General features: G+C 69.3%; 23 protein-coding genes and 1 tRNA gene. 15 read left to right on the forward strand and 9 right to left on the reverse strand.

All coding sequences use genetic code 11. From position 1 onward, the window contains the following. Nucleotides 1-697 (forward strand): response regulator (locus ABQJ56_RS08775; protein ID WP_367844636.1); only part of this gene is annotated, 697 nt, incomplete at its 5' end. An 18-nt stretch (nt 698-715) separates the two neighbouring features. Here the strand turns inward: ABQJ56_RS08775 and ABQJ56_RS08780 are convergent. Then, nucleotides 716-1,138, reverse strand: coding sequence for a DNA polymerase III subunit chi (locus ABQJ56_RS08780; RefSeq protein WP_367844637.1), 423 nt, complete (start codon nt 1,136-1,138; stop codon nt 716-718). Nucleotides 1,139-1,298: 160 nt separating this feature from the next. Further along, complete coding sequence (locus tag ABQJ56_RS08785) at nt 1,299-2,783, reverse strand: leucyl aminopeptidase (protein WP_367844638.1); 1,485 nt, start codon at nt 2,781-2,783, stop codon at nt 1,299-1,301. A gap of 96 nt (nt 2,784-2,879) precedes the next feature. On the opposite strand from ABQJ56_RS08785, the gene lptF reads away from it, so the two are divergent. The 5 genes from lptF (at nt 2,880) to ABQJ56_RS08810 (ending at nt 9,765) form a co-directional block, all read left to right on the forward strand. Then, nucleotides 2,880-3,992, forward strand: a complete 1,113-nt coding sequence (lptF, locus tag ABQJ56_RS08790; RefSeq protein WP_367844639.1) for an LPS export ABC transporter permease LptF — start codon at nt 2,880-2,882, stop codon at nt 3,990-3,992. After that, complete coding sequence (gene lptG, locus ABQJ56_RS08795; protein ID WP_367844640.1) at nt 3,989-5,086, forward strand: LPS export ABC transporter permease LptG; 1,098 nt, start codon at nt 3,989-3,991, stop codon at nt 5,084-5,086. Before lptF ends, lptG begins: the two co-directional genes overlap by 4 nt. 13 nt (nt 5,087-5,099) lie before the next feature. Then, a complete protein-coding gene (gene ltaE, locus ABQJ56_RS08800) occupies nt 5,100-6,119 on the forward strand; it encodes a low-specificity L-threonine aldolase (protein ID WP_367844641.1) in 1,020 nt (339 codons plus the stop codon). 60 nt (nt 6,120-6,179) lie between these two features. Beyond that, entirely contained in the window at nt 6,180-7,994 is a 1,815-nt protein-coding gene (gene recQ, locus ABQJ56_RS08805) for a DNA helicase RecQ (protein ID WP_367844810.1), read from the forward strand. Nucleotides 7,995-8,073: 79 nt separating this feature from the next. Further along, a complete protein-coding gene (locus tag ABQJ56_RS08810; RefSeq protein ID WP_367844642.1) occupies nt 8,074-9,765 on the forward strand; it encodes a cation:proton antiporter domain-containing protein in 1,692 nt (563 codons plus the stop codon). Nucleotides 9,766-9,775: 10 nt separating this feature from the next. Here the strand turns inward: ABQJ56_RS08810 and ABQJ56_RS08815 are convergent, their stop codons facing one another. Then, entirely contained in the window at nt 9,776-10,033 is a 258-nt protein-coding gene (locus ABQJ56_RS08815; protein WP_367844643.1) for a hypothetical protein, read from the reverse strand. A 184-nt stretch (nt 10,034-10,217) separates the two neighbouring features. On the opposite strand from ABQJ56_RS08815, the gene ABQJ56_RS08820 reads away from it, so the two are divergent. Beyond that, nucleotides 10,218-12,110, forward strand: a complete 1,893-nt coding sequence (locus ABQJ56_RS08820; protein WP_367844644.1) for an MASE1 domain-containing protein — start codon at nt 10,218-10,220, stop codon at nt 12,108-12,110. Here ABQJ56_RS08820 and ABQJ56_RS08825 read toward each other — a convergent pair. The 6 genes from ABQJ56_RS08825 to ftsY form a co-directional block, all read right to left on the reverse strand. Further along, complete coding sequence (locus tag ABQJ56_RS08825; RefSeq protein ID WP_367844645.1) at nt 12,104-12,556, reverse strand: hypothetical protein; 453 nt, start codon at nt 12,554-12,556, stop codon at nt 12,104-12,106. The genes ABQJ56_RS08820 and ABQJ56_RS08825 overlap by 7 nt on opposite strands. Before the next feature lie 221 nt (nt 12,557-12,777). Continuing rightward, nucleotides 12,778-12,853, reverse strand: a tRNA-Phe gene (locus ABQJ56_RS08830). 81 nt (nt 12,854-12,934) lie between these two features. Continuing rightward, a complete protein-coding gene (locus ABQJ56_RS08835) occupies nt 12,935-13,213 on the reverse strand; it encodes an oxidative damage protection protein (protein ID WP_367844646.1) in 279 nt (92 codons plus the stop codon). Further along, on the reverse strand, nt 13,210-14,271 hold the full coding sequence (mutY, locus tag ABQJ56_RS08840) for an A/G-specific adenine glycosylase (protein ID WP_367844647.1): 1,062 nt from the start codon (nt 14,269-14,271) through the stop codon (nt 13,210-13,212). Before mutY ends, ABQJ56_RS08835 begins: the two co-directional genes overlap by 4 nt. Further along, nucleotides 14,268-15,356 (reverse strand): AsmA family protein, encoded by a 1,089-nt coding sequence (locus ABQJ56_RS08845; protein WP_367844648.1) that lies wholly within the window; start codon nt 15,354-15,356, stop codon nt 14,268-14,270. The genes mutY and ABQJ56_RS08845 overlap by 4 nt, the downstream gene beginning before the upstream one ends. A gap of 11 nt (nt 15,357-15,367) precedes the next feature. Beyond that, complete coding sequence (ftsY, locus tag ABQJ56_RS08850; RefSeq protein WP_367844649.1) at nt 15,368-16,492, reverse strand: signal recognition particle-docking protein FtsY; 1,125 nt, start codon at nt 16,490-16,492, stop codon at nt 15,368-15,370. Between the two features lie 77 nt (nt 16,493-16,569). Between ftsY and rsmD the strand changes: the two genes are divergently transcribed. The 8 genes from rsmD (at nt 16,570) to bla (ending at nt 23,353) form a co-directional block, all read left to right on the forward strand. After that, on the forward strand, nt 16,570-17,139 hold the full coding sequence (gene rsmD, locus ABQJ56_RS08855; protein WP_367844650.1) for a 16S rRNA (guanine(966)-N(2))-methyltransferase RsmD: 570 nt from the start codon (nt 16,570-16,572) through the stop codon (nt 17,137-17,139). A 27-nt stretch (nt 17,140-17,166) separates the two neighbouring features. Next, on the forward strand, nt 17,167-17,721 hold the full coding sequence (coaD, locus tag ABQJ56_RS08860) for a pantetheine-phosphate adenylyltransferase (protein ID WP_367844651.1): 555 nt from the start codon (nt 17,167-17,169) through the stop codon (nt 17,719-17,721). After that, nucleotides 17,714-18,217, forward strand: coding sequence for a hypothetical protein (locus ABQJ56_RS08865; protein ID WP_367844652.1), 504 nt, complete (start codon nt 17,714-17,716; stop codon nt 18,215-18,217). Before coaD ends, ABQJ56_RS08865 begins: the two co-directional genes overlap by 8 nt. A 63-nt stretch (nt 18,218-18,280) precedes the next feature. Then, nucleotides 18,281-18,541 (forward strand): YfhL family 4Fe-4S dicluster ferredoxin, encoded by a 261-nt coding sequence (locus tag ABQJ56_RS08870; protein ID WP_367844653.1) that lies wholly within the window; start codon nt 18,281-18,283, stop codon nt 18,539-18,541. Continuing rightward, complete coding sequence (ggt, locus tag ABQJ56_RS08875) at nt 18,538-20,265, forward strand: gamma-glutamyltransferase (RefSeq protein WP_367844654.1); 1,728 nt, start codon at nt 18,538-18,540, stop codon at nt 20,263-20,265. Before ABQJ56_RS08870 ends, ggt begins: the two co-directional genes overlap by 4 nt. Nucleotides 20,266-20,446: 181 nt before the next feature. Then, nucleotides 20,447-21,313 (forward strand): MBL fold metallo-hydrolase, encoded by an 867-nt coding sequence (locus ABQJ56_RS08880; RefSeq protein ID WP_367844655.1) that lies wholly within the window; start codon nt 20,447-20,449, stop codon nt 21,311-21,313. After that, nucleotides 21,313-22,371 carry a TMEM43 family protein gene (locus ABQJ56_RS08885; RefSeq protein WP_367844656.1) on the forward strand — a complete coding sequence of 353 codons (1,059 nt, stop codon included), beginning with the start codon at nt 21,313-21,315 and terminating at the stop codon, nt 22,369-22,371. Before ABQJ56_RS08880 ends, ABQJ56_RS08885 begins: the two co-directional genes overlap by 1 nt. 94 nt (nt 22,372-22,465) lie before the next feature. Beyond that, on the forward strand, nt 22,466-23,353 hold the full coding sequence (gene bla, locus ABQJ56_RS08890) for a subclass B3 metallo-beta-lactamase (RefSeq protein ID WP_367844657.1): 888 nt from the start codon (nt 22,466-22,468) through the stop codon (nt 23,351-23,353). Nucleotides 23,354-23,375 lie beyond the last annotated feature (22 nt).

The raw sequence follows: 23,375 nt of genomic DNA on the forward strand, positions 1-23,375 counted from the left end.
GCTGCGCGCCGCGCGCAGCGGCGACAGCCTGCTGTTCAGCGTCAGCGACACCGGCCCGGGCATCCCCGAAGGGAGCCAGGCGCGGCTGTTCCAGCGCTTCGAGCAGGAGGAGAGCCCGCAGCGGCGTGCCGGCAGCGGGCTGGGCCTGGCGATCTGCCGCGAGCTGGTGGAGATGATGGGCGGCAGCATCGAGCTGCAGTCGCGGCTGGGCCACGGCAGCACGTTCCTGGTGCGGCTGCCGCTGATCGTGGTGGACGCCGTGCCGGTCGAATCGCCGTCGTCGGTGGCGGCCGACGGGCAGCGCCTGCGGCTGCTGCTGGTGGAGGACGACCCTATCGTGGCGGCGGTGATCACCGGCCTGTTGCAGCAGCAAGGGCACCAGACCTGCCACGTGACGAACGGCCTGCTGGCGCTGGCCGAGCTGGAGCGGAGCCGCTACGACGCGGTGCTGCTGGACCTGGACCTGCCGGGCGTGGACGGCTTCCAGGTGGCGCGGCTGATCCGCCAGCGCGAGACGGGGCGGCGGCTGCCGATCGTGGCAGTGACGGCGCGCTCGGGCGAGAAGGACGAGGCGCGTGCGCGCGAGACGGGCATGGACGGCTTCCTGCGCAAGCCGCTCAGCGGCGAGGAGCTGGCGGCGATGCTGGCGCGTGTGCTGCGCGGGGCGGCCGAGCGTGCGGAGGCCGCGGCCGGGTGAACGCCGCGGCGCATGGCGTCACATGTCGTTCTTGTGCAGCTCGAAGCCGCGGCGCTGGTATTCGCGCCAGCGCAGGCGCGAGCCGTCGCGTTCGGCCGGGTCGGCGGCCACCACTTCCAGCACGCGTTCGCAGCGGCCGTCGGGGCAGTTCTCGCGCAGGTTGATAAGCAGCGGCCGGTCGGGCGTGTCCACGCCGGGCGGCACGATCAGCACAGCGGTGGCCGCGTCGTCGTCGTCGCCGGCAAGCTGGTGCGGAATGAACGCATCCTCGTCGAACGCCCACAGCAACTCGTCGATGGCCTCGGCCTGCACATGGTCACGAGCGAGGATCAGCGTGGGCTGTTGCGTTGCGAACGCCCGTTTCGTCAGCTCGCAGACCAGCAGCAGGGGCTGCTCGCGGAAGCGCGGCTTGCCGATCAGGTAGAAGTCGACGCGGGGCATGGTCAGGGAGCGGGGAACGGGGAATGGGGGACGGGGAACATCGGCCGTACGCCTGAAGCATCGCTCGTGGCAAATCCGGATGCCGGGATCACAGCTGGCAAGTCCCGTTCGCCGCTCACGGCATGTTCCCGGTTCACCATCCTCCGTTCCCCGCCTTTCATCAGCTACGGTCGATCAGCCACTGCGCCAGCAACGCCACCGGGCGGCCGGTGGCCAGGCCCTTGCGGCCTTCGTCCCAGGCGGTGCCGGCGATGTCCAGGTGCGCCCAGCGCTGCCCTTCGGCGAAGCGCGACAGGAAGCAGGCGGCGGTGATCGCGCCGGCGCTCTTGCCGCCGATGTTGGCGACGTCGGCGAAGCCGGAATCCAACTGCACCTGGTAGTCGTCCCACAGCGGCATGCGCCAGGCGCGGTCCAGCGTGTGCTCGCCCGCGGCGAGCAGTTCGGCGGCGAGGTCGTCGTGCTTGCTGAACAGGCCGCTGGCATGCTTGCCCAATGCGATCACGCAGGCACCGGTGAGCGTGGCGGCGTCGACCATCGCCTGCGGCTGGAAGGTGCGTGCGGTGTACGTCAGCGCGTCGCACAGGATCAGGCGGCCCTCGGCGTCGGTGTTGAGCACCTCGATGGTCTGGCCGGACAGGCTGGTGAGCACGTCGCCGGGGCGGTAGCTGTCGCCGTCGGGCATGTTCTCCGCCGCGGGCACCACGCAGACCAGGTTGAGCTTGAGGCCCATCTTCACCGCGGCGACGAAGGCGCCGAGCACGCCGGCGGCGCCGCCCATGTCGAACTTCATCTCCTCCATGCCGGGGCCGGGCTTCAGGCTGATGCCGCCGGTGTCGAAGGTGATGCCCTTGCCGACGAAGGCATAGGGCGCCGTGCCTTCGGCGCCGCCGTGGTACTGCAGCGCGATCAGCTTCGGCTTGTTGGCCGAGCCGCGGCCCACCGCGAGCAGCGAGCCGAAGCCCAGCTTCTCCATCTCGACGTGGTCGAGCACCGTGCAGCTCACCTTGTCGTGCGCCCCGGCGAAGGCCTCGGCCTGGCCGGCGATGTAGGCGGGCGTGCAGATGTTCGGCGGCAGGTTGGCGAGCCCGCGGGCGAAGCGCACGCCCTCGGCAATGGCGATGGCCTGGTCCAGGCCAGGCTGCGCCTCGGCACCGGCGGCGAAGGCCAGTGCGGCCAATTCCGGCTGCGTGCTCTTCTCGCGCGGCTTGAAGGTGGCGGTGTAGCGGTAGGCGGTGTGGTCGGCGGCCAGCGCCGCGATGCGCACGCGCCAGGCGGCGTCGCGGCCGGGCACGTCCACTTCGGCGAGGTACGACACTGCTTCGGTGAGCGGCAGCTTGCCCAGCGCACGCGCGGCTTCGATGGCCACCTTCTGGTAGCGGGCGGCGTCGAAGCCCTTCTGCGTGCCGAGGCCCACCACCAGCACGCGCTTCGCCGCGATGCCGGCCGGCGCGTAGATCAGCGTGGTGCTGCCGGCCTTGCCGCTGACGTCGCCGCTCTCCACCTGGCGCTTGATCGCGCCGCCGATGGCGCCGTCCACCCGGGCGGCGGCGCTGGTCAGCACGCCCTGTTCGTACACGCCCACCAGCACGCAGGCGGTGTCGACGGTCTCGGGGGTGGCGGTGGCGAGGCTGAACTGGAGGGTCATCGGGGGTACCTGCGTGGGCGCGGCGAGCGGCGAACCGGCTAGACTGGCGGTTCGCCGGCCGGGGCCGGCGTTGACGGAAGCCCACAAGTTTATCGCATGCTGAGCATTCTCGACCGCTATTTCCTGCGCGAGCTGGCGCAGACCGTGGCCGCCACCGTGGTGGTGCTGATGGTGATCGTCGCCGGCACCGCGTTCGCCACCGTGCTGCAGCAGGTGGCCAAGGGCAGTTTTCCCGCCAGCGTGATGTTCCAGGTGCTGGGCCTGCGCACGCTGGAAGGACTCACCAACATGCTGCCGCTGGCCAGCATGATCGGCGTGCTGATGGCGCTGGGACGGATGTACCGCGAGAGCGAGATGCACGTGCTGCTGTCCTCGGGCATGGGCCCGAACGGGCTGGTGCGGCCGACCGCGATCCTCGCCGTGCTGCTGGTGCTGCTCACCGCGCTGGTCGCGCTCTGGCTGGGGCCGTGGGCGTCGGCCACCAGCGACACGCTGGTGGCTGCCGCGAACCGCTCGGTGATCGCCGCCGGCCTCGATGCCGGGCGTTTCACCGAGCTGCCGGGCAAGGGCGGCATCATCTTCACCGACACGCTGAGCCAGGACGGCTCCAGGCTGGGCCGCAGCTTCGTGTCCACCCAGCGCACCGGCGGGGACGGCCAGCAGCACATCAAGCTGGTCACGGCCAGCAACGGCCAGCTCTACCAGGAGAGCAACGGCTCCAGCCGCTTCATCGCGTTCCGCGACGGCTGGCAGTACGACATCCCGCTGGGCGCGGACAACTGGCGGCGCATGCAGTACCAGCGCAACGATTCCTCGCTCTCCAGCGTGACCAGCGACACGGAGGAGGATCCCGCCGAGAGCATGACCACGCTGCAGCTGCTGCGCACCGAGACGCCGGATGCCCGCTCCGAGCTGGCCTGGCGCGTCAATGCGCCGGCGCTGACCCTGGTGATGCTGATGCTGGCGCTGCCGCTGTCGCGGCAGAGTCCGCGCGAAGCCCGCTACGGGCGCCTGATGCTGGCGATGGCGAGCTTCTATCTCTACTACACGCTGCTGGCGCTGGGACGCGCGCAGATCAGCAAGGGCCACTGGCACCACCAGACGGCGCTGTGGTTGCTGCACCTGGTGATGATGTCGATCGCCGCATGGCTGTGGTGGAAGCAGTACTCGCCGCGCAAGCCACGCAACGACAAGGCGCTGCCTGCATGAGTCTGGCTATCAAGCGCGTGGACAAGCTGGTGGCGCTCAGCGTGCTCGGCTCGCTGGTCGGCGTGTGGCTGGTGCTCACCGGTTTCGACGCGGTGACGCAGTTCCTGCGCCAGCTCAGCAACATCGGCAAGAACGGTTTCACGCTGACCGACGCCACGGTGTACGTGCTGGTGACCACGCCGCGCCGCGCCTACGAGATGTTCGGCAACGCGGCGCTGATCGGCGGCCTGCTCGGCCTGGGCGGCCTGGCCGCCACCGGCGAGCTCACCGCGCTGCGCGCTTCCGGCATGTCGCGGCTGCGCATCGCCGCTTCGGCCACCGGCGTGATCGCGGTGCTGATCGTGGGCGTGGTGATCCTCGGCGAGACCGCCGCGCCCTGGGGCGACCAGCTCGGGCAGGCCATGCAGTTGCGCCTGAAGTCCAACAACATCGGCAGCACCGGCAGTGGCCTGTGGGCGCGCGATGGCGACCGCGTCATCAACGTGCGTGGCGGCACCGTGGTGCGCCATGCCGGCGACCACGACACGGTGGCGCTCGCCGACGTGCGCGTGTTCACGTTCACGAAAGACGGCCAGCTCAGCCGCTTCGACTGGGCCAAGACCGCCGACCATGACGGTCACGAGTGGGTGCTGCACAACGTGCGCAGCACCACGCTGGACGACATGGGCGTGCACAGCAGCGTCTCGGCCAGCGAGCAGTGGCATTCCAGCCTCAATCCGCAGGTGCTGGCGCAATCGGTGATCCAGCCGCAGTACCTGTCGATGCGCGACCTGCGCCGCAACATGCGTTATCTGGAAAACAACGGCGAACATCCCGGCGTCTACGCCGTGGCGTTCTGGACGCGCGCGCTGTATGCGCTCAACGTGCTGGTACTGGTGCTGTGCGCGATGCCGTTCGCGTTCGGCACGATGCGCTCCGGCGGCCTCGGCAAGCGCATCTTCATCGGCATGCTGCTGGCGATCACCTGGTACTTCCTGCAGAAGGCGATGGTGAACTTCGGCACCGTCTACGGCATGCCGCCACTGCTCGCCAACCTGCTGCCGGCGGCCCTGCTGGCGCTGGTGGCGTGGCTGTATTTCCGCAAGCACGCGTGAGGCAGGAGAGGCAATGAACGTGGTCGACTTGCGCAGCGATACCGTCACCAGGCCCACGCCGGCGATGCGCGCCGCGATGCTGGATGCCGAGGTGGGCGACGACGTCTACGGCGAGGATCCCGCCGTCAACGCGCTGCAGCGCCGGCTGGCCGGGGATCTCGGTTTCGAGGATGCGCTGTTCGTGCCCAGCGGCACGCAGTCGAACCTGCTGGCGCTGATGAGCCATTGCGAGCGCGGCGACGAATACCTGGTCGGCATGGACGCGCACACCTACAAGTTCGAGGGCGGCGGCGCCGCGGTGCTGGGCTCGATCCAGCCGCAGCCCATCGTGCAGGCCGAGGACGGCACGCTGCCGCTCCCGCGCGTCGCCGCGGCGATCAAGCCGGTCGATCCGCACTTCGCGCGCACCCGCCTGCTGGCGCTGGAGAACACCTGGCATGGCCGCGTGCTGCCGCTGGACTACCTGCGCGACGCACATGACTTCGCCCGCGAACGCGGGCTGGCGCTGCACCTGGACGGCGCGCGCCTGTACAACGCCGCGGTTGCCGCTGGCGTCGGCGCACGCGCCATCGCGCAGCATTTCGACAGCGTGTCCGTGTGCCTTTCCAAGGGCCTGGGCGCGCCGGTGGGTTCGGTGCTGGTGGGTTCCGCGCCATTGATCGAGAAGGCGCGGCGCTGGCGCAAGGTCGCCGGCGGCGGCTGGCGCCAGGCCGGCATGCTCGCCGCCGCGGGCCTGCACGCGCTGGATCATCATGTGGCGCGGCTCGCCGACGACCACCGCCGCGCGGCGCATCTCGCCGGCCGCCTGCGCGAGATCGCGGGCGTCGAACTGCTCGGCCAGCACACCAACATGGTGTTCGTCGACGTGCCGACCGCCCGCCTGCAGGCGCTGGACGCACACCTGCGCGCGGCGGACATTCGCATCAGCATCGGTTACCTGCCCACGCTGCGGCTGGTGACGCACCTGGACGTGGATGACGAAGGCGTCGAGCGGGTGGCGGACGCGTTCCGCGATTTCTTCGGCAAAGCCTGACACGGTTCCGATGCCTTCGCGCCGTCCGGTCCGCGACGCCGGTTTGCTAGCATGCGCGCGATGATTTCCAGCGCGCTCGACATCCTCCACAGCGTTTTCGGCTACCCCGGTTTCCGCGACCAGCAGCAGGCCATCGTCGAGCACGTGGCCGAAGGCGGCGACGCGCTGGTGCTGATGCCCACCGGCGGCGGCAAGTCGCTGTGCTACCAGATTCCCGCGCTGCTCAGGCCGGGCACCGGCATCGTGGTGTCGCCGCTGATCGCACTGATGCAGGACCAGGTCGACGCGTTGCGCGCCGCCGGCGTGGCGGCGGCCTACCTCAATTCCAGCCTCGATGCCCAGGCGCAGCGCGAGGTGGAGCGGCAACTGCTGGCCGGCGAGCTGAATTTGCTCTACGTGGCGCCGGAGCGGCTGCTGACGGGGCGCTTCCTCGGCCTGCTGGAGCAGACCGGGGTGGCGCTGTTCGCGATCGACGAGGCGCATTGCGTGTCGCAGTGGGGGCACGATTTCCGCCCCGAGTACCGCGAACTCACCGTGCTGCACGAGCGCTTCCCGCAGGTGCCGCGCATCGCGCTCACCGCCACCGCCGACCCGCGCACGCGCGAGGAGATCGTGGAGCGGCTGGCGCTGGGCAATGCGCGCCAGTTCGTCTCCAGCTTCGACCGGCCGAACATCGGCTATCGCGTGACGCTGAAGCACAACCCGCGCACGCAGCTGATGCAGTTCCTCGACGGCCATCGCGGCGAGGCCGGCATCGTGTACGCGCTCAGCCGCAAGAAGGTGGACGACACCGCCGCCTGGCTGGCCGAGGCCGGCATCGAGGCGCTGCCTTACCACGCGGGCCTCGACGCCGCCACGCGCGCGAGGAACCAGCAGCGCTTCCTGCGCGAGGACGGCGTGGTGATGGTGGCCACGGTGGCGTTCGGCATGGGCATCGACAAGCCCGACGTGCGCTTCGTGGCGCATCTCGATCTGCCGCGCAGCATGGAAGGCTATTACCAGGAAACCGGTCGCGCCGGCCGCGACGGCCTGCCCGCCGAGGCGTGGATGATCTACGGCCTGGCCGACGTGGTGACGATGAGCCAGATGATCGCGCAGTCCGAATCGGCGGACGAGCGCAAGCGCATCGAGCGGCAGAAGCTGGAGTCGCTGCTGGCCTACGCGGAGGCCACGCGTTGCCGGCGCGAGTTGTTGCTCGGCGCGTTCGGCGAGGACTACCGCGGCCCCTGCGGCCACTGCGACAACTGCGTGGAGCCGCCGAAGACCTGGGACGCCACCGTGCCCGCGCAGAAGGCACTGTCGGCGGTATACCGCAGCGGCCAGCGCTTCGGCGCCGGCCACGTGGTCGACATCCTGCGCGGCGTGGACAACGAGCGCATGAGCCAGCTCGGCCACGACAAGCTCAGCACCTTCGGCATCGGCGCCGACCTGGACGAGAAAGGCTGGCGCTCGGTGTTCCGCCAGCTGCTTGCCGCGGGCCTGCTGGCCACCGATGCGGAAGGCTACGGCACGCTGCGGCTCACTGCGTCCAGCCGCGACGTGCTGCTGGGCAAGCAGGAGGTGCACCTGCGCGAGGATGCGAAACCCGTGCGCTCCGCGCGCCGCCGCCGCGACAGCCAGCTGGTCACCGGCGCCAACCTCGGCATCGAGGCCTACGAGCAGCCGCTGTGGGACGCGCTGCGCGCCCTGCGCACCCAGCTGGCGCGCCAGCAGGGCGTGCCGCCCTACGTGGTGTTCCACGACGCCACCTTGCTGGCGATGCTGCGCGCGATGCCGGCGAACGAAGGCGAACTGGCCCAGGTCAGCGGCGTGGGCGAGGCCAAGCTCAAGCGCTACGGGCGCGATTTCCTCGCGGTGATCAACGCGGCGGAGTGAGTGGCCGCGGCGGCGCGCTTGTGCCCGTCATCGGATGCTCCTACAACGGGAGTCGTCGCGCGCCCGCCAAGGATTTTCCATGCACGAAGCCCCGCTCATCGCCACCCTCGTCAGCGGCATCGTGCTGGCCTTCGTGTTCGCCGCGCTGGCGCACCGGCTGAAGCTGCCCGCACTGGCCGGCTACCTGCTGGCTGGCGTGGTGGTGGGTCCGTTCACGCCGGGCTACGTGGCGGACGGCCATATCGCGCACGAGCTGGCCGAGGTCGGCGTGGTGCTGCTGATGTTCGGCGTGGGCCTGCACTTCTCGCTGAAGGACCTGCTGTCGGTGAAGTCCATCGCGATCCCCGGCGCGCTGGGGCAGATGGCGGTCGCCACCGTGCTTGGCCTGCTGCTGGGCTGGGCGCTGGGCTGGCCGTTCGCGCAGGGCTTGGTGTTCGGGCTGGCGTTGTCGGTGGCCAGCACGGTGGTGCTGCTGCGTGCGATGGAAGAGCGCCGGTTGATGGAGACCGAGCGTGGCCGCGTCGCGGTGGGCTGGCTGATCGTCGAAGACCTGGCGATGGTGTTGGCGCTGGTGTTGCTGCCCGCGGTGGGCGGCGCGCTGGCTGCGGGGCAGGGCGTCTCGTTCGCCGCGCTGGCCGGCACGGTGGGTCTGGCGATCGGCAAGGTGGCGCTGTTCGTGGCGCTGATGCTGGTGGTGGGCAAGCGGCTGATCCCGTGGATCCTCGCGCGGGTGGCGATCAGCGGTTCGCGCGAGCTGTTCCGCCTCGCGGTGCTGGCGATCGCGCTGGGCGTGGCGTTCGGCGTGGCCGGGGTGTTCGGCGTGTCGTTCGAGCTGGGCGCGTTTTTCGCCGGCATGATGATGGGCGAGTCGAAGCTGGCGCACGACGCCGCGGAGGAAACGCTGCCGCTGCGCGATGCGTTCGCGGTGCTGTTCTTCGTCTCGATCGGCATGCTGTTCAACTACCGCGTGGTGCTGACCGAGCCGCTGGTGGTGCTGGCGGCGCTGGCGATCATCGTGCTGGGCAAGTCGCTGGCGGCGTTCGCCATCGTGCTGGTGTCGCGGCGGCCGCTGCGCACCGCGCTCACCATCGCGGTGAGCCTGGCGCAGATCGGCGAGTTCTCCTTCATCCTGATCGGCGTGGGCGTGGCGCAGCAGATGGTGTCGAAGGAGGCGCAGGACGTGCTGCTGGCCGCGGCGATCGTGTCGATCCTGCTCAACCCGCTGCTGTTCAAGCTGTTCGACCATGCCAAACCGTGGCTGGATGCGCGCGAGGCGGCGCAGGCCGCCGCGTTCAAGGCGTCCGACGAACCGACGCCCGGGCCGGCCGATGACCTGGCCGGCCATGTGGTGGTGGTCGGCTACGGCCGTGTGGGGCGCTTGCTGTGCGAGGAACTGCTGCGTCAGGGCAATACCCTGCTGGTGATGGAGATGGAGGCCGAGCGCGTCGACGAGCTGCGTGAGCAGGGCATCCGCACGGTGTCCGGCCATGCTGCGCGCGACGAGGCGCTGGCTGCTGCCAACCTCGGCGTCGCCAGGGCACTGCTGGTGACCGCGCCGGATGCATTCGAGGCCGGCGAGATCGTGCGCGTGGCGCGCCGGCTGAACCCACGACTGCCGATCTATGCCCGCGCCGGTTCCGGCGCCGCCGTCGCGCACCTGCGCGAGCAGGGTGCCGACCTGGTGGTGTCCGGCGAACACGAGATGGCGCGCGGCATGCTGGACAGCCTGCTGGCGCACAATGCGGGGGCGATGCCGGCCACGGCCGCCTGAGCGAGGCGGCTCAGCCGGTCAGCAGCCAATCGCCGTCGTTGACGCAGGCCTGTGCCAACCGTGCCGGCGGTTCCCCCAGATAGCGCCAGTGCTCCAGCCCCGTCGGGAGGCGGGCGCGTGGGCAGCTCGCGTGCAGATAGGCCAGCGCCGCGGCCACGTCGTCATGCCGCGCCAGTTCGCAATCCTCCAGCAGGCTGCGCCAGCGCCGCCCATGCCGCACGATGCGGAACAGGCCGAACTTCGATGGGGCGACGTACTGCGCCGGCATGACCGCGGTCCTCGGGAGACGGGACGGACAGTCTGGACGGCGCGCATGGCCCGCCGGTGATCCGCCGGTGGCAGTGGAGTGACAGTCGGCGAACGCACACTGGCTGCCGTGGCGGAGTTGAGTCGGATGAGGCCGGGCAGGCAGGGCTGTCGCTTGCATGCCTTGCGCCGGGTCGATCCGTTCCATGGTGCGGATCTTCGTGCAATGGACCGTCTTGCGTGCTTCCGGCTTCGACACGGCGGGCCTGGTCAACGGGGGCGAATGGCACTGCTTTTGCTTGATCTATGCCGATGCGGCGAGCCAGGATCGTTTGGGCTGGCATGACCCGCAATCCGGTTCTATGCTTTGTCAGCTTGCGCCGCAGAGCGCTGGTTCAAGGCAAACATGCGGTGATGGTGGCGTGATCCGGTTTTCGGGGGTTGGGGTCAAGGATCGAGTGGGGGGAAGCGCGATGCGCGTTGGATCATGGGCGGGGAGCCTGTTGCGGCAAGTCTTGGTGGCGGGTGTCTACCTGGCCGCGCTGTTCCTGTTCCGCGTGGTTTCCATCCAGCACTGGTTCATCCTGACCGGGTTTCACGTTGCAGTGCTGATGCTTGTTCCGTATCGCTACTGGCCGGCGCTTTTCGTCGCGGACACAGCCTGCCTGACCTACATCAGCTACACCTATCTCGGTCAATACGGCCTGTACTGGGCCATGCTCAACACGATCCCGGCGCTTGTTTACGAAGCGCCCATAGTGTGGTGGTTCCGGGAGCGCTGGCGGCTGTTCCCGACCCGGGGAACGGTCAACATGCCGATCTTCGTGTTGTGCGCCTTCATCATCGCCATCATTTCGACGATTGAGACGATAGGGCAGGTGCAGTTTGCGACGCTCTCGCCCGGCTATGTCATCCACTACAGTGAGGTGACGGCGCGCCTGGTGCTCGGCAATTTCATGGGTGTGCTCACGGTGGCACCGGTCACGCTGGTGGCCTATCAGAGCTTCGTGGCTGCGGATCTGCAGTGGCGGCGCTGGTTCCGGGCGCTGCTGGAAAGCCGCTTCCTGGCGGAAGGTGCGCTTGGGGTGTTCCCGCTCGTCGCGTTCCTGGTCTGGCTGGGCATGCACGACCCCCAGACTCGCGTGATGGCGCAGATGGCCATGTTCCTGCCGGTCGTCTTCATGGCCTTCCGCTACGGTTGGCAGGGAGCGGCAGTGGCCGGCACCCTGGCCAGCCTGGGCATCGTGACCCTGATGCCTGCCACCAACGACCCCGTCACCATGCAGGCCGAAACCCTGGTGGCCATGGCCGTTTCGACCATGCTGCTGGTGGGCGCGCGCATGGCTGCCCTGACCCGGCGGGTGGAGCAGGAGCGTTTCGATTCACATATGGCCATGGCCCTGGCCCATCGCAACGTGGCCTTGGGGGAGGCCCAGTTGCGGGTCACCGCCCAGGCCCTGGACCAGCTGCGCAGCCTGACCCAGGGCGCCTTCAAGCTGATGCTGCGGGAGGAGCAGCGCCAGCCACTGTCCACGACGAATGACACGGCTTATCGCCGGCACGTCGAGAGCGCCCAGGAACAGCTTTTCCTGCTGACCGACAGCCTGAACCCCTCCATGCTGCGTGAGCGTGGCCTTCCCGGGGCGCTGGCCCATGGATCCCTGGCCAGGACCCTCCACGCAGCCGGCATCAAGTACTGGTGTGACCTGCGCGGACCGGTGAACGTCCTGTCGCAGAGCATGAACCTGGCCGTTTACCGCGTGGTGTGCGAAGCCATCCTGGAGGCCTGTCTGGCGCATGAGCCATCGGATGTCCTGGTGAAAGTCCGCTGCGGTGTCCGCGGCCGGGCGTGGGTGGTCGTGATGATCGACGTTCGCTGGGATCTGGCACGTTCACCGCACGTGGACTGGATGATCCTGCGGCAGCGCCTGCGGGTCAGCGCCACAGGCCTGGGGCGCAAGGCCATCGAGGATCGCGCCGCCACCTTCAACGGCCGGGTGCGTGGACGCGCAATCCGCGATGGCAGGCGGCTGCTGGTCTCGTTTCTGGAACCGGACCACCCCCACGCCTGGCGCGGGGGTGGTTGCGAAGATCATTGACCGGTAATGCCCTTCATGCTGCACGTGATCGGGTCTGGACAGATGCCCATGGCGTTGAGGCGCATGGTGCCGTCGCTCAACGGCGTGGCCGTCACCGTCGTGGTGCCGTCGTTGTAGACCGTGGTGGCGGTGGGGGCGGCGTCCGTGGATGCAGCGGCCGGCTGACTGGGCGTGACGACCTGCTGGGCGAACCGGCCGATCGGCAGCGTGATGAACTGGCCCCCCGCGGTGCCGACACTGCCGAGCACGTTGCCATTCAGATCGTTGACCTGGATGTATTCGACGCCGCCCATGGCGAACACATACACGTGGAAGTTCGGGTTGGTGCTGACGTCGCTGGCATTCGGCCAGGACTGGCCAAGACCGGTGGCGGGCGTAGCTGCCAGGGCGGTGCCGGTGGCGACAGCGATCGACGCTGCAAAGACTGCACGGATCAACAAGCGCATGATGTTCCCCTTGAGTGGTGTGAGGGCAATGCTTGCCCGATCGAAAATCTACCACCCCAAGAGAAAGCAAACGCAAAACAAGAGAGTTATCCGTGCTCTCCATCACGTTTCGGCGAAATCTTTTTCTCTCGGCGCACTTGCAAGCTTGTGCACCGGATTGCGCACAACAGAAAGGCAGTGACTCTGCGAGCACTGCCTTCGGGCGTCTTGCAATCATTCAATGGTGGCCGGGGACGGAATCGAACCGCCGACACGGGGATTTTCAATCCCCTGCTCTACCAACTGAGCTACCCGGCCATGCGTCTTGCCAGCAGGGCGATCGTTGCGATCGTCGGCATGGCGTGGAGCCGTGCATTAGACCGAATGCACGGCTGGCCGTCAAGACTGCGGGTCGGGTGGGGTGAAGCCGGTGGCCTGGTCGACTTCGCCGCCGAACAGGAATTTCTCCATCTGCTCGCCGAGGTATTTGCGTGTCTTCGGGTCGAGCGGATTGAGCCGGTACTCGTTGATCAGCATGGTCTGGTGGGCCAGCCACTGTTGCCAGGCTGGCCTGGAGATCTCGGCGTAGATGCGCTGGCCCAGCGGACCGGGCCAGGGCGCGAAGTCGAGGCCTTCGGCGTCGATGCCGAGCTTGGTGCAATGAATGGTGCGACTCATGTGTCGTGTCCCTCGAGTTGTTCCAGCAGCTTGCGCACGGGAGAGGGCAGGCCTAGCGTCGCCAGCTCGGCGGCATTGCACCAGCGCAGGCCGGGATTGTCGGCGATGCCGGAGGCGGCTGTCGCGCCGTCGAACAGCAACGGCTCGACGCGCAGCTTGTAGTGGCTGAACACGTGCACGAACGGTGCGAGCTGCGCCGCGTCGTCGATGTGCGCGTGGTGGCGGGCATGGCGCCATGCGGCGTCGATGTCGGCGGCTTCGGGCAGGCTCCACAGGCCGGACCACACGCCTTGCGGGCCGCGCCGCTCCAGCAGCACGCGTCCGCGCGTGTCGCGCAGGATCAGCATCACGGTTGCGCGCGTGGGCGTGGTCTTCGCCGGCTTCGGCGACGGCAGTTGCGCGGTGAGCCCATCGCGCCGGGCGACACAGCCCTCGGCCAGCGGGCAGGTCCCGCAGTGCGGCCGGGTGCGTGTGCACATGGTGGCACCCAGGTCCATGATCGCCTGGGTGTAGTCGGCCACGCGTGCAGCAGGGGTGTGCGCGTCGGCGTGCTGCCACAGCTGTTTCTCCACCGCGCTTGCGCCGGGATGGCCGTGGATGCCGTGGTAGCGCGCCAGCACGCGCTTCACGTTGCCATCGAGGATGGGGAAGCGCAAACCGTATGCCTGGGCAAGGATCGCGCCGGCGGTGGAGCGGCCGATGCCGGGCAGGGCGGCGAGCGCGTCGAAGTCGCGCGGCAGTTCGCCCCCGTGGCGTTCCACGCAGAGTTGCGCGGCGCGATGCAGGAAGCGCGCGCGGCGGTAGTAGCCCAGGCCCGACCACAGCGCCAGCACCTGGTCCTCGGGGGCGGCGGCGAGCGCGCGCAGCCCGGGCAGCGCGGCGACAAACCGCTCGAAGTAGCCGACCACGGTGGCGACCTGGGTCTGCTGCAGCATGATTTCCGACAGCCATACGCGATAGGCGTCGCGCCGGCCGTTGTCCTGTGTGCCCTGCCAGGGCAGGTCGTGGCGGCCATGGTCGTCGAACCAGGCCAGCAGGGCGGCGGCGAACGGCTTCACTTCGACTTGCCGCCTGTCCTGGCGGGCGTGGCGGCGGGCTTCGCCGTCGCGGCGGCCGGCGTCGGTGCGGCGTTGCCGGCCTGCACGCTCAAACCCTCGATGCTGAGGCTGCCGACCTGCAGTTTCGCCACCTGCAGCGTGCCACTGCCGGGCGGCATGGCGGGCTGCGGTCCGGCCTGTTGCCCGGCCGGCGCGTTGAGCGTGCTCCACCAGTGCGCCAGCGCCAGCGGCGGCAGCAGCAGGTCGGCATGGTTGGCAGGGCCGTCCAGTCTGAGATGCAGCAGCAGCGGTTCGGTCTGGTTGGCAGGGGCGAGGGTGACGGCAATGTCGTAGCTGCCGGCGTCGGCCTGGTCGAGCTTGCCGCCGAGTTGCGCGGTCGCGTTCGCGGCGCCGTGCCAGCGGGCGTTGCCGCGCAGCGCGAGCGTGGTGCCGCTGCCTTGCGACAGGTGCAACTGGATGTCGTTCAACTGCAGGGTGTTGCCGTGCATGTGCGGGGTGGTGGTGAGCCGCAGTTGCAGCGGTGCGCCCGTGGCCGTGGTGGCCGACACGCCGAGCGGAAACTCCTGGTCGAGCGCGAGCGTGCCGGCGGTGAGCGTCACGTTGTTGAGCAGCAGCTGGTCGCCGCGCATCACGCTGCCGTGTTCGATGCTGATGCCGGCATCGATGCGCGGCATGACTGGGGCGCTGCCTGCCGGCTGCGGCGGCAGGGTGGCGAGCCAGCCCTGCAGTGCGTCCAGGTCCACCCGCGGCGCATCGACCTCCATCTGCGCGATCGCGGTGGGGCCGCCGAACAGGGTGCGCCACGGCAGCACCAGCCGGCCGTGCGCGGCAAGCAGGATCGGGCTGTCCGCGCCTGCGGCATTGAGCGTGATGCCGCGCAGGTCCAGCGCCGGGCGCGGGAACAGGGTGGGACTGGCGGGGCTGGCCAGGTTCAGCACGAGGCCGGCCTTCTGCGCCTGGCCCTGCAGCATCGCGGTGAAGCGGTCCGGCTGCAGCAGCAGGTAGAGCACGCCCACCACGGCAAGCAGCACGGCGAGGGCCAGCGCGCCCACGGTGATCAGCAGCCGTTGCAGCCCGCGCGGCATGTCAGTCCCGCTCAGCCATGGCCGGCGGGCGGCAGCAGGCCGTCGACGAAGGCCGCGGCGTCGAACGTGCGCAGGTCGGTGGCGGTTTCGCCCAGGCCCACGAAGCGGATCGGCAGGCCGAACTCGCGCGCCAGCGCGAACACCACGCCGCCCTTGGCGGTGCCGTCGAGCTTGGTGACCACCAGGCCGGTGACGCCGACGATCTGGCGGAACTGGCGCAGCTGGTTCACCGCGTTCTGGCCGGTGGTGCCGTCGATCACCATCAGCACCTCGTGCGGCGCCGCGGGGTCGAGTTTCTTCAGCACGCGGGCGATCTTGCCCAGCTCGTCCATCAGGCCGCCTTGCGTGTGCAGGCGGCCCGCGGTGTCGGCGATGAGCACGTCGGCGCCGCGCGAGCGCGCGGCCTGCAGCGCGTCGAAGATCACGCTGGCGGCGTCGGCGTCCTGGCCCTGCGAGATCACCGGCACGGCGTTGCGTTCGCCCCAGGTCTTCAGCTGCTCGACGGCGGCGGCACGGAAGGTGTCGCCGGCGGCCAGCAGCACGCCATGGCCCTCGTCGCGCCAGCGACGGGCGAGCTTGCCGATCGTGGTGGTCTTGCCCACGCCGTTGATGCCCACGGTGAGCACCACGAAGGGCTTGCGGCCGGAAGGATCGAGCGGCTGTTCCACCGGCTGCAGCAGGGCGACCAGCGCCTCGCGCAGCGCGTCGCGCAACGCCGCGGCGTCGGCGAACTCGCGCTTGTGCATGCGCCTGCGCAGATCTTCAACCAGCGCGGTGCTGGCTTCCACGCCCACGTCGGCGGTGATCAGGGTGGTTTCCAGCTCGTCGAGCAGGTCGTCGTCGAGCTTGGGATTGCGTTGGAACAGGTTGCCCAGGCCGCGTCCCAGCGCGCTGCCGGCGAGGCGTTCGCGCCAGCCGCGCCTGGCCGGTGCCGCTTCGGCCACCATGGTGGCAGCAGGCGCAACGGGCATGTCCGCTTCGTCGGCGCGGGGATTTTCAATTTCCTGCCCGGGCAGGGGCGCTTGCACCGGCGTCGCGGCAGGCGCGGCCGCCTCGTGCGGGGCATCCACGGCCGGCGCCTCGGCGGGGGCTGCGGGCGAAGTCTCGGCGGGCTTCTTCTTCCAGAACTTGAGCATTGCGGGGGCGATTCAAAGACAATAGGCGGCATGCTAACACCCTCACCCGTACCGGCCGCTGAGCCGCGGCAAGCCACATGAATGGCCGTCCCGGTCGCATCCGCATCATCGGCGGCAGCCTGCGCAATTCACGGCTGGAGGTGCCCGGGCTGCCGGGTTTGCGGCCCACCCCGGAACGGTTGCGCGAGACGCTGTTCAACTGGCTGGCGCCGATGCTGGCCGGCGCGCGCGTGCTGGACCTGTGCGCGGGCACCGGCGCGCTGGGCATCGAGGCGCTGTCGCGCGGCGCGGCCGGCGCCTGTTTCGTCGAGCCCGAGGCGAGTGCGGCGCGGGCGCTGCGCGACAACCTGGCGCGCTTGAAGGTCACGGCGGGCGAGGTCGTGGCGGTCGACGCGCAAGGCTTCCTGCGCGGCGCGGCGCGTCCGTTCGACCTGGTGTTCCTCGACCCGCCGTTCGCGCTGGACTTGTGGAGCGTGCTGGCCGCACGGCTGGGGCAGGCAGGCTGGCTGGCCGCGCGGGCATGGATTTACCTGGAGTCGCCGCGCGAGCTGGCGCCCGCCGTGCCGGCGAACTGGTCGCTGCATCGCGAGGGACGGGCCGGCGAGGTGCGCGGCGCGCTCTATCAGCGCGCGCTTCCGTTAAGCTAGGCCCGTTTCCGTTGCCCCTGCGTCGTCGTGAACAAAACCTCCGGCAATCCCCGCCTGGCCGTGTATCCGGGCACCTTCGATCCGATCACCAACGGCCATGCCGACCTGGTGGCGCGCGCCGCGCCACTGTTCGAGCGCGTGGTGGTGGCGGTGGCCGAAAGCTCCAGCAAGGGGCCGGGTTTCAGCCTCAACGAGCGCATCGCGCTGGCGCGCCTCGCCTTGGCCGATCTGCGGAATGTGGAGGTGCGCGGCTTCGACAGCCTGCTCGCCGACTTCGTGGCCGAGATCGGCGCGGGCGTGATCATCCGCGGCCTGCGCGCGGTGTCGGATTTCGAATACGAATTCCAGCTGGCCAGCATGAACCGGCATCTGATCCCGCAGACGGAGACGCTGTTTCTCACGCCGGCGGAACAATACAGTTTCATTTCCTCGTCGCTGGTGCGCGAGATCGGCCGTCTCGGCGGCGATATCTCCGGTTTCGTGCATCCGGCGGTGCAACAGGCCATGCGTCAGCGCTGGCACAAGGGCCGCAACGGCGGCCTCCCCAAGCAACCCGAAACAGAAGGTGACCATCATGCGTAAGTTCGTCCTCATCGCCGCCATCGCGCTGGCCGCCGGCCTCGTCCTGGGCGGCTGCTCGCAGGGCTCGGACCAGGATCAGCAGGCCTCGCAGCAGGCCAAGGCGATCACCAGGCCGACCAGCATCACCGACGCCAAGGGCTGGAACGCCTACCTCGGCCAGCTGGTGCAGAAGAACCTGCAGGGCATGGCCGCCCAGCAGCCGTATGCCTACCTGGTGACCCCGGGCCAGACCGACGACGACAAGGCGCAGAACGACCGCCAGCTGCAGAACGTGCAGGATGCGGTGGCGCGCGGCGTGCTGCCGGGCAACCTGATGGCCTTCGCCGGCCCGGTTTCGGCGACCACCGCCGACCTGGTCGTGGCCGCGTTCAAGGACGCCAAGCCCGGCACGTTCAAGGACGTGATCGTGGTGTTCATCGGCGACAAGGCCGACGAGCAGCGCGTCGCCGGTGTGGTCAACCCCACCGGTGCCACGTTCCGCTTCGTGCAGATGTGATCGAAGGGCGCGGCGGGCGACGAGGGCGCAAGTCCCCCGTTCCCCGCCGCGCCGCGTGAACCGATGTCCCTCAAGATCCTCGATACCTGCGTCAACTGCGACGTCTGCGAACCGGTCTGCCCGAACAAGGCGATCTCGCTGGGTGAGGAGTACTACGTGATCGATCCCGCCCTGTGCACCGAATGCGTGGGCCACCACGACGAGCCGCAGTGCGTGGAGGTGTGTCCGGTCGAGTGCATCATCGTCGACCCCGAGCGCACCGAGTCGCACGAGTCGCTCGAACTCAAGTACCAGCACTTGATGGCCAAGGAGCCTGCCGCATGAACTTCTCCCTGCACGGCCGCGCGCTGCTGCTGGCCCTGTTGTTGACGAGCGGCGCGGCCTTCGCCGCCGACGGCGCTCCCGAGACCACGCCGGCGGCCACGACGTCCGCACAGCCGGTTCAGCGCCCCGGCCACGCCGGCATCGCCAGCGCGAACTTCCTTGCCACCAACGCCGGCTTCGAGGTGCTCGCCAAGGGCGGCAACGCGTTCGACGCGGCGGTGGCGGTGGCCTCCACGCTGTCGGTGGTGGAACCGGAAAGCTCGGGCATCGGCGGCGGCTTCATGGCCACGCTGCACATCGCCAAGGGCAACCGCAACGTGTTCATCGACGCGCGCGAAACGGCGCCGATGGCGGTGAACCCGCAGGATTACCTCAACCCCGACGGCACGCCGAACCGCGACACCGCGCTGAAGGGGCCGCTTTCCGCCGGCATCCCCGGCGAACCGGCCGGGCTGGCGCTGCTGGCGAAGCGCTACGGCAGGCTGCCGCTGAGCGTGTCGCTGGCGCCGGCGATCCGCATCGCCCGCGACGGCTTCAAGCCCGATCCGCGCCTGCTGGCTTCGATCAAGGGCGAGCAGAAGGACCTCGAGCGCTGGCCCGCCTCCGCGGCCAAGTTCCTGCCCGGCGGCCAGCCGCCGGTGGCGGGCGAGGTCTGGCGCGATCCGGACCAGGCGCGCACCTGGGAACTGATCGCCGCGAAGGGCGACGCCGGCTTCTACCACGGTGAAGTGGCGCAGAAGCTGGTGGACGCGGTGCGTGCCGCCGGCGGCAACTGGACGCTGCAGGACCTGGCGAACTACCGCGCCAAGGAACGCACGCCGATCACCGTCGACTACCAGGGCTACCGGATCGTCACCGCGCCGCCGCCGTCCTCCGGCGGCGTGGCGATCGCCGAGATCCTCAACATCCTGCGCGGCTACGATCTCGCGAAGATGGACCCGGCGCATCGCGTGCACATCATCGTCGAGGCGATGCGCCGCGCGTTCCGCGACCACAACGACTACCTCGGCGATCCCGACTTCGTGAAGATGCCGCTGGACATGCTGCTGTCGCCGTTCTACGCCGACGGCCTGCGCCAGAGCATCCTGCCCGACCAGGCCACGCCCTCGTCCATGCTGCCGCACGGGCCGGCGCACGATCCGGGCATGCACACCACGCATTTCTCGATCATCGACAAGGACGGCAACATGGTGGGGATCACCTCCACCGTGAACTACATCCTCGGCTCCACCTTCGTCGCCAAGGGCACCGGCGTGCTGCTCAACGACGAGATGGACGACTTCGCGCTGGTGCCGAACAAGCCCAACGTCTACGGCCTGCTCGGCAGCAAGGCGAACGCGCCGGTGGGCGGCAAGCGCATGCTGTCCTCGATGTCGCCCAGCATCGTGATCGGCAAGGACCGCAGCGCGGTGATCGGCTCGCCCGGCGGCTCCACCATCATCACCCAGGTGCTGGAAGGCATCCTGCACTTCGTCGACGGCCAGAGCGCGCGGCAGATCGTGGCCGACAAGCGCTACCACCACCAGTTCCTGCCCGACCAGGTGTACGTCGAGGACGGCGTGTTCGACGCCGCCACCAGCGATGCGCTCCGGAAGATGGGCTACACGCTGAAGCCGCGCGAAGCCTGGGGCTTCATGAACGTGGTCACCTGGGACCACAGGACCAACACGCTCGACGCCGCCAGCGATCCGCGCCGGCCGTCGGGGCTGGGCAAGGTGGAGTGATTTTTCGTCATTCCGGCGAAGGCCGGAGGCGCTTCACAACGGCGCAGCTGGTCATCCAGCAGTCACATCGTCTGGATGAGCGGGCCGTCGCTGGATGACCAGCCTGCGGCTGCTGAAAAGCTTTAGGCGGGATGACGTGCAAGGCTGGCGCGAAGTGGCGTTCGGACTCGAGGTGTTTGACGTGGAACTCTATTCGCTCCTCGGCAATTCGCAGAAGCTGGATGGCGGTGCGATGTTCGGTAACGCGCCGAAGGCGATGTGGTCGCGCTGGATCGCGCCGGACGAGCAGAACCGCATCCCGCTGGCCTGCCGCTGTCTGCTGGTGAAGGGGCTCGCGGTCAATGGCGTGCCCGGATGCAACGTGCTGTTCGAGACCGGCATCGGCGCATTCTTCGAGCCGGCGCTGCGCGAACGCTACGGCGTGGTGGAGGATCGCCACGTGCTGCTGGATTCGCTGGCCGCGGCAGGGCTGGCACATGAGGACATCCACGCCGTGGTGCTGTCGCACCTGCACTTCGACCATGCCGGCGGCCTGCTGGCGGCATGGCAGGAAGGCCAGCCGCCGCAGCTGCTGTTCCCCAACGCCACCTATGTCGTGGGCGCGGCGCACTGGCAGCGCGCGTCGAAGCCGCATCCGCGCGACCGCGCCTCGTTCATCCCGGGATTGCAGCAGCTGCTGGCGGACAGCGGCCGGCTGGAACTGGTCGAGGGTGAGCATGCGAAGGCGCTGGGCGCGGCGGTGCGCTTCAGTTATTCGGACGGTCACACGCCGGGCCTGATGCTGGGCGAGGTGGGTGGCTTGGTGTTCTGCGCCGACCTGATTCCCGGTCGTGCCTGGGTGCACCTGCCGATCACCATGGGCTACGACCGCTACCCCGAGAAGCTGATCGACGAGAAGCGCGCCTTCCTTGACGACAAGCTGACGCGCGGCGTGCGACTGTTCTTCACCCACGACCACGCCTGCGCCGCGGCGCGCGTGCAGCGCGATGAGCGTGGCCGCTACGGCTGCGCGGACGAGCTGCCTGAACTGCACGGGAGCCCCGGCTGATGTCCGTCGGCCGCATCACCGCCTTGCACGGGCCGCCGGCCATCGCGGTCGGTCTGGCATCGCTGGTACTGGGCATCGTGCTGGCGGCGTTGACCGAACACAGCGTGTGGGATTACCGGCTCGCGCTGCAACTGCATGGCGGCGGGGTGATCGACCTCGGCCACGCCATGGAGCCGCAGGATGGCCTGCAGGGCCGCATGGTACGCATCAGCGGCACGCCTCGGGTGGTGGAGTCACCCTACGATCCCGACTTCAACCAGCAGGCGGCCACGCCGGTGCTGGAACGCCACGTGCGGATGTTCCAGTGGCGTGAACTGCGTCTCGGCAGCAACACGACCTACGAACTGGACTGGGCGGACACGCCGCAGGATTCCAGTCGTTTCGCACAACCGAAGGGCCACGCCAATCCGGGGCCGTTTCCGATCGCCAGCAAGCGCTTCGACGCCGGCAGCGTGGAACTGGGCGGCTACAAGCTGGATGCCGCGCTGGTGCACGCCCTGCCGGACCGCGAGCCCGTCGCGCCCGTCATGAAGGCATTGCCGGCGAACCTCGCAGCCAGTTTTTCCCTGCAGGACGGTGCGCTGGTGACCAGCGCCAACCCGGGCAATCCGCGCCTCGGTGACCTGCAGGTGAGCTGGAGCGCGGTGCCGCTGCAGGAAGTGACGATGATCGCGCGTGTCGACGGCGACCATCTCGTGGCGGTGCCGAACGCGGTCGACGGCGACGGTTACGAAGTGAACGTGGGCGACAGCACGCTTCTGGACATGCGTCCCGACATGGCAGCGCAACCGGTGCTGGTCTGGCCGCGGCGCATCCTTGCCGTGCTTCTGGCGACCCTGGGCATGGGCCTGCTGTTGCGGCGGAAGGGTGCGATGCGCATTGATCCTAGAGTGGCGCTGGGTGGCGGCCTGCTCGTGGTGGGCGTGTTTGCGGCCATGCCGTGGCTGGGCAGCAGTACCGCAGCCGCCACCGCCTGGGTCGTCGTCGCGCTGGCCGGTGTGGCGTTGCTGGTGTGGCATCGTCGTGCATCGCGTCCACGCCCACACTCACGCCACTGAACCGCTGATCGCCATCGGCGAAATGCCAGGATCGTGCCCGTGGCGGACCCGCTACGGCGGCGATGCTTTGCATCCGCTTCCACGGAGACGCACCATGTCCTTGCGTTTGCTGATCGGCGCCGCCCTGGTGCTGGGCCTGGTCCTGCCGGTTGCCCGCGCGGCGCCGCCCTTGCACGACATCGATCACAACCAGTGGAACGCGCCGCAAAAACCGTTCCGCATCTACGGCAACACCTGGTATGTCGGGCCGCATGGCCTGTCCTCGATCCTGGTGGATACCGGACAGGGCCTGGCGCTGTTCGACGGCGACCTGCCCGAGTCCGCGGTGCAGATCGAGGCGCACGTCCGCGAACTCGGTTTCCGCGTGCGCGACGTGAAGTGGATCCTCAACTCGCACGCCCACAGCGACCATGCCGGCGGCATCGTCGCGTTGCAGGCCGCGAGCGGCGCACAGGTGCTGGCGAGCGCTGCCGGCAAGCGCGAACTGGAACTGGGCGGCGCCGACCGCAGCGATCCGCAATACGGCTCGGCGCCCCGATACACGCCCTTGGAGAACGTGCACGTGGTGCGCGACGGCGAAATCCTGCGACTCGGCCATGTGGCCGTCACCGCGCACTACACGCCCGGCCATACGCCGGGCAGCACCTCGTGGACCTGGGAATCCTGCGCAGGCGGGCGCTGCCTGCACATGGCCTACGTCGACAGCCTCAGCGCGATCAGCGCAGACAGCTACCGCTTCACCGACCACCCCGGCTACGTGGCCGCCTTCCGCGGGACCTTCGCCATCGTGGCCGCCTTGCCCTGCGACATCCTGCTGACTCCGCATCCCGGCGCCAGCGGATTCTGGGAGAAAGTCGCGCGGCGCAAATCGCCGACGGACGTGGCGCCGCTGGTCGACCCGCAAGCCTGTCGCGACTACGCCGCCGGCGCGGCGAAGAACCTGGATGCGCGCCTGGCGGAAGAGCAGGCACCGCAGCGGTGATTCCAGCAGGGCGGCGCCGCGC

Source organism: Rhodanobacter geophilus (assembly GCF_040812275.1).
Lineage (GTDB): Bacteria > Pseudomonadota > Gammaproteobacteria > Xanthomonadales > Rhodanobacteraceae > Rhodanobacter_A > Rhodanobacter_A geophilus.

Coding starts and splice junctions, on each gene's coding strand:
- ABQJ56_RS08815 (WP_367844643.1), bottom strand. CDS start 10,033: ATGCCGGCGCAGTACGTCGCCCCATCGAAGTTCGGCCTGTTCCGCATC.
- ggt (WP_367844654.1), top strand. CDS start 18,538: ATGAACTTCTCCCTGCACGGCCGCGCGCTGCTGCTGGCCCTGTTGTTG.
- ABQJ56_RS08780 (WP_367844637.1), bottom strand. CDS start 1,138: ATGCCCCGCGTCGACTTCTACCTGATCGGCAAGCCGCGCTTCCGCGAG.
- ABQJ56_RS08885 (WP_367844656.1), top strand. CDS start 21,313: ATGTCCGTCGGCCGCATCACCGCCTTGCACGGGCCGCCGGCCATCGCG.
- ABQJ56_RS08825 (WP_367844645.1), bottom strand. CDS start 12,556: ATGCGCTTGTTGATCCGTGCAGTCTTTGCAGCGTCGATCGCTGTCGCC.
- ftsY (WP_367844649.1), bottom strand. CDS start 16,492: ATGCTCAAGTTCTGGAAGAAGAAGCCCGCCGAGACTTCGCCCGCAGCC.
- ABQJ56_RS08810 (WP_367844642.1), top strand. CDS start 8,074: ATGCACGAAGCCCCGCTCATCGCCACCCTCGTCAGCGGCATCGTGCTG.
- ABQJ56_RS08820 (WP_367844644.1), top strand. CDS start 10,218: ATGGTGCGGATCTTCGTGCAATGGACCGTCTTGCGTGCTTCCGGCTTC.
- ABQJ56_RS08865 (WP_367844652.1), top strand. CDS start 17,714: ATGCGTAAGTTCGTCCTCATCGCCGCCATCGCGCTGGCCGCCGGCCTC.
- ABQJ56_RS08835 (WP_367844646.1), bottom strand. CDS start 13,213: ATGAGTCGCACCATTCATTGCACCAAGCTCGGCATCGACGCCGAAGGC.
- lptF (WP_367844639.1), top strand. CDS start 2,880: ATGCTGAGCATTCTCGACCGCTATTTCCTGCGCGAGCTGGCGCAGACC.
- lptG (WP_367844640.1), top strand. CDS start 3,989: ATGAGTCTGGCTATCAAGCGCGTGGACAAGCTGGTGGCGCTCAGCGTG.
- ltaE (WP_367844641.1), top strand. CDS start 5,100: ATGAACGTGGTCGACTTGCGCAGCGATACCGTCACCAGGCCCACGCCG.
- recQ (WP_367844810.1), top strand. CDS start 6,180: ATGATTTCCAGCGCGCTCGACATCCTCCACAGCGTTTTCGGCTACCCC.
- bla (WP_367844657.1), top strand. CDS start 22,466: ATGTCCTTGCGTTTGCTGATCGGCGCCGCCCTGGTGCTGGGCCTGGTC.
- ABQJ56_RS08870 (WP_367844653.1), top strand. CDS start 18,281: ATGTCCCTCAAGATCCTCGATACCTGCGTCAACTGCGACGTCTGCGAA.
- ABQJ56_RS08785 (WP_367844638.1), bottom strand. CDS start 2,783: ATGACCCTCCAGTTCAGCCTCGCCACCGCCACCCCCGAGACCGTCGAC.
- rsmD (WP_367844650.1), top strand. CDS start 16,570: ATGAATGGCCGTCCCGGTCGCATCCGCATCATCGGCGGCAGCCTGCGC.
- ABQJ56_RS08845 (WP_367844648.1), bottom strand. CDS start 15,356: ATGCCGCGCGGGCTGCAACGGCTGCTGATCACCGTGGGCGCGCTGGCC.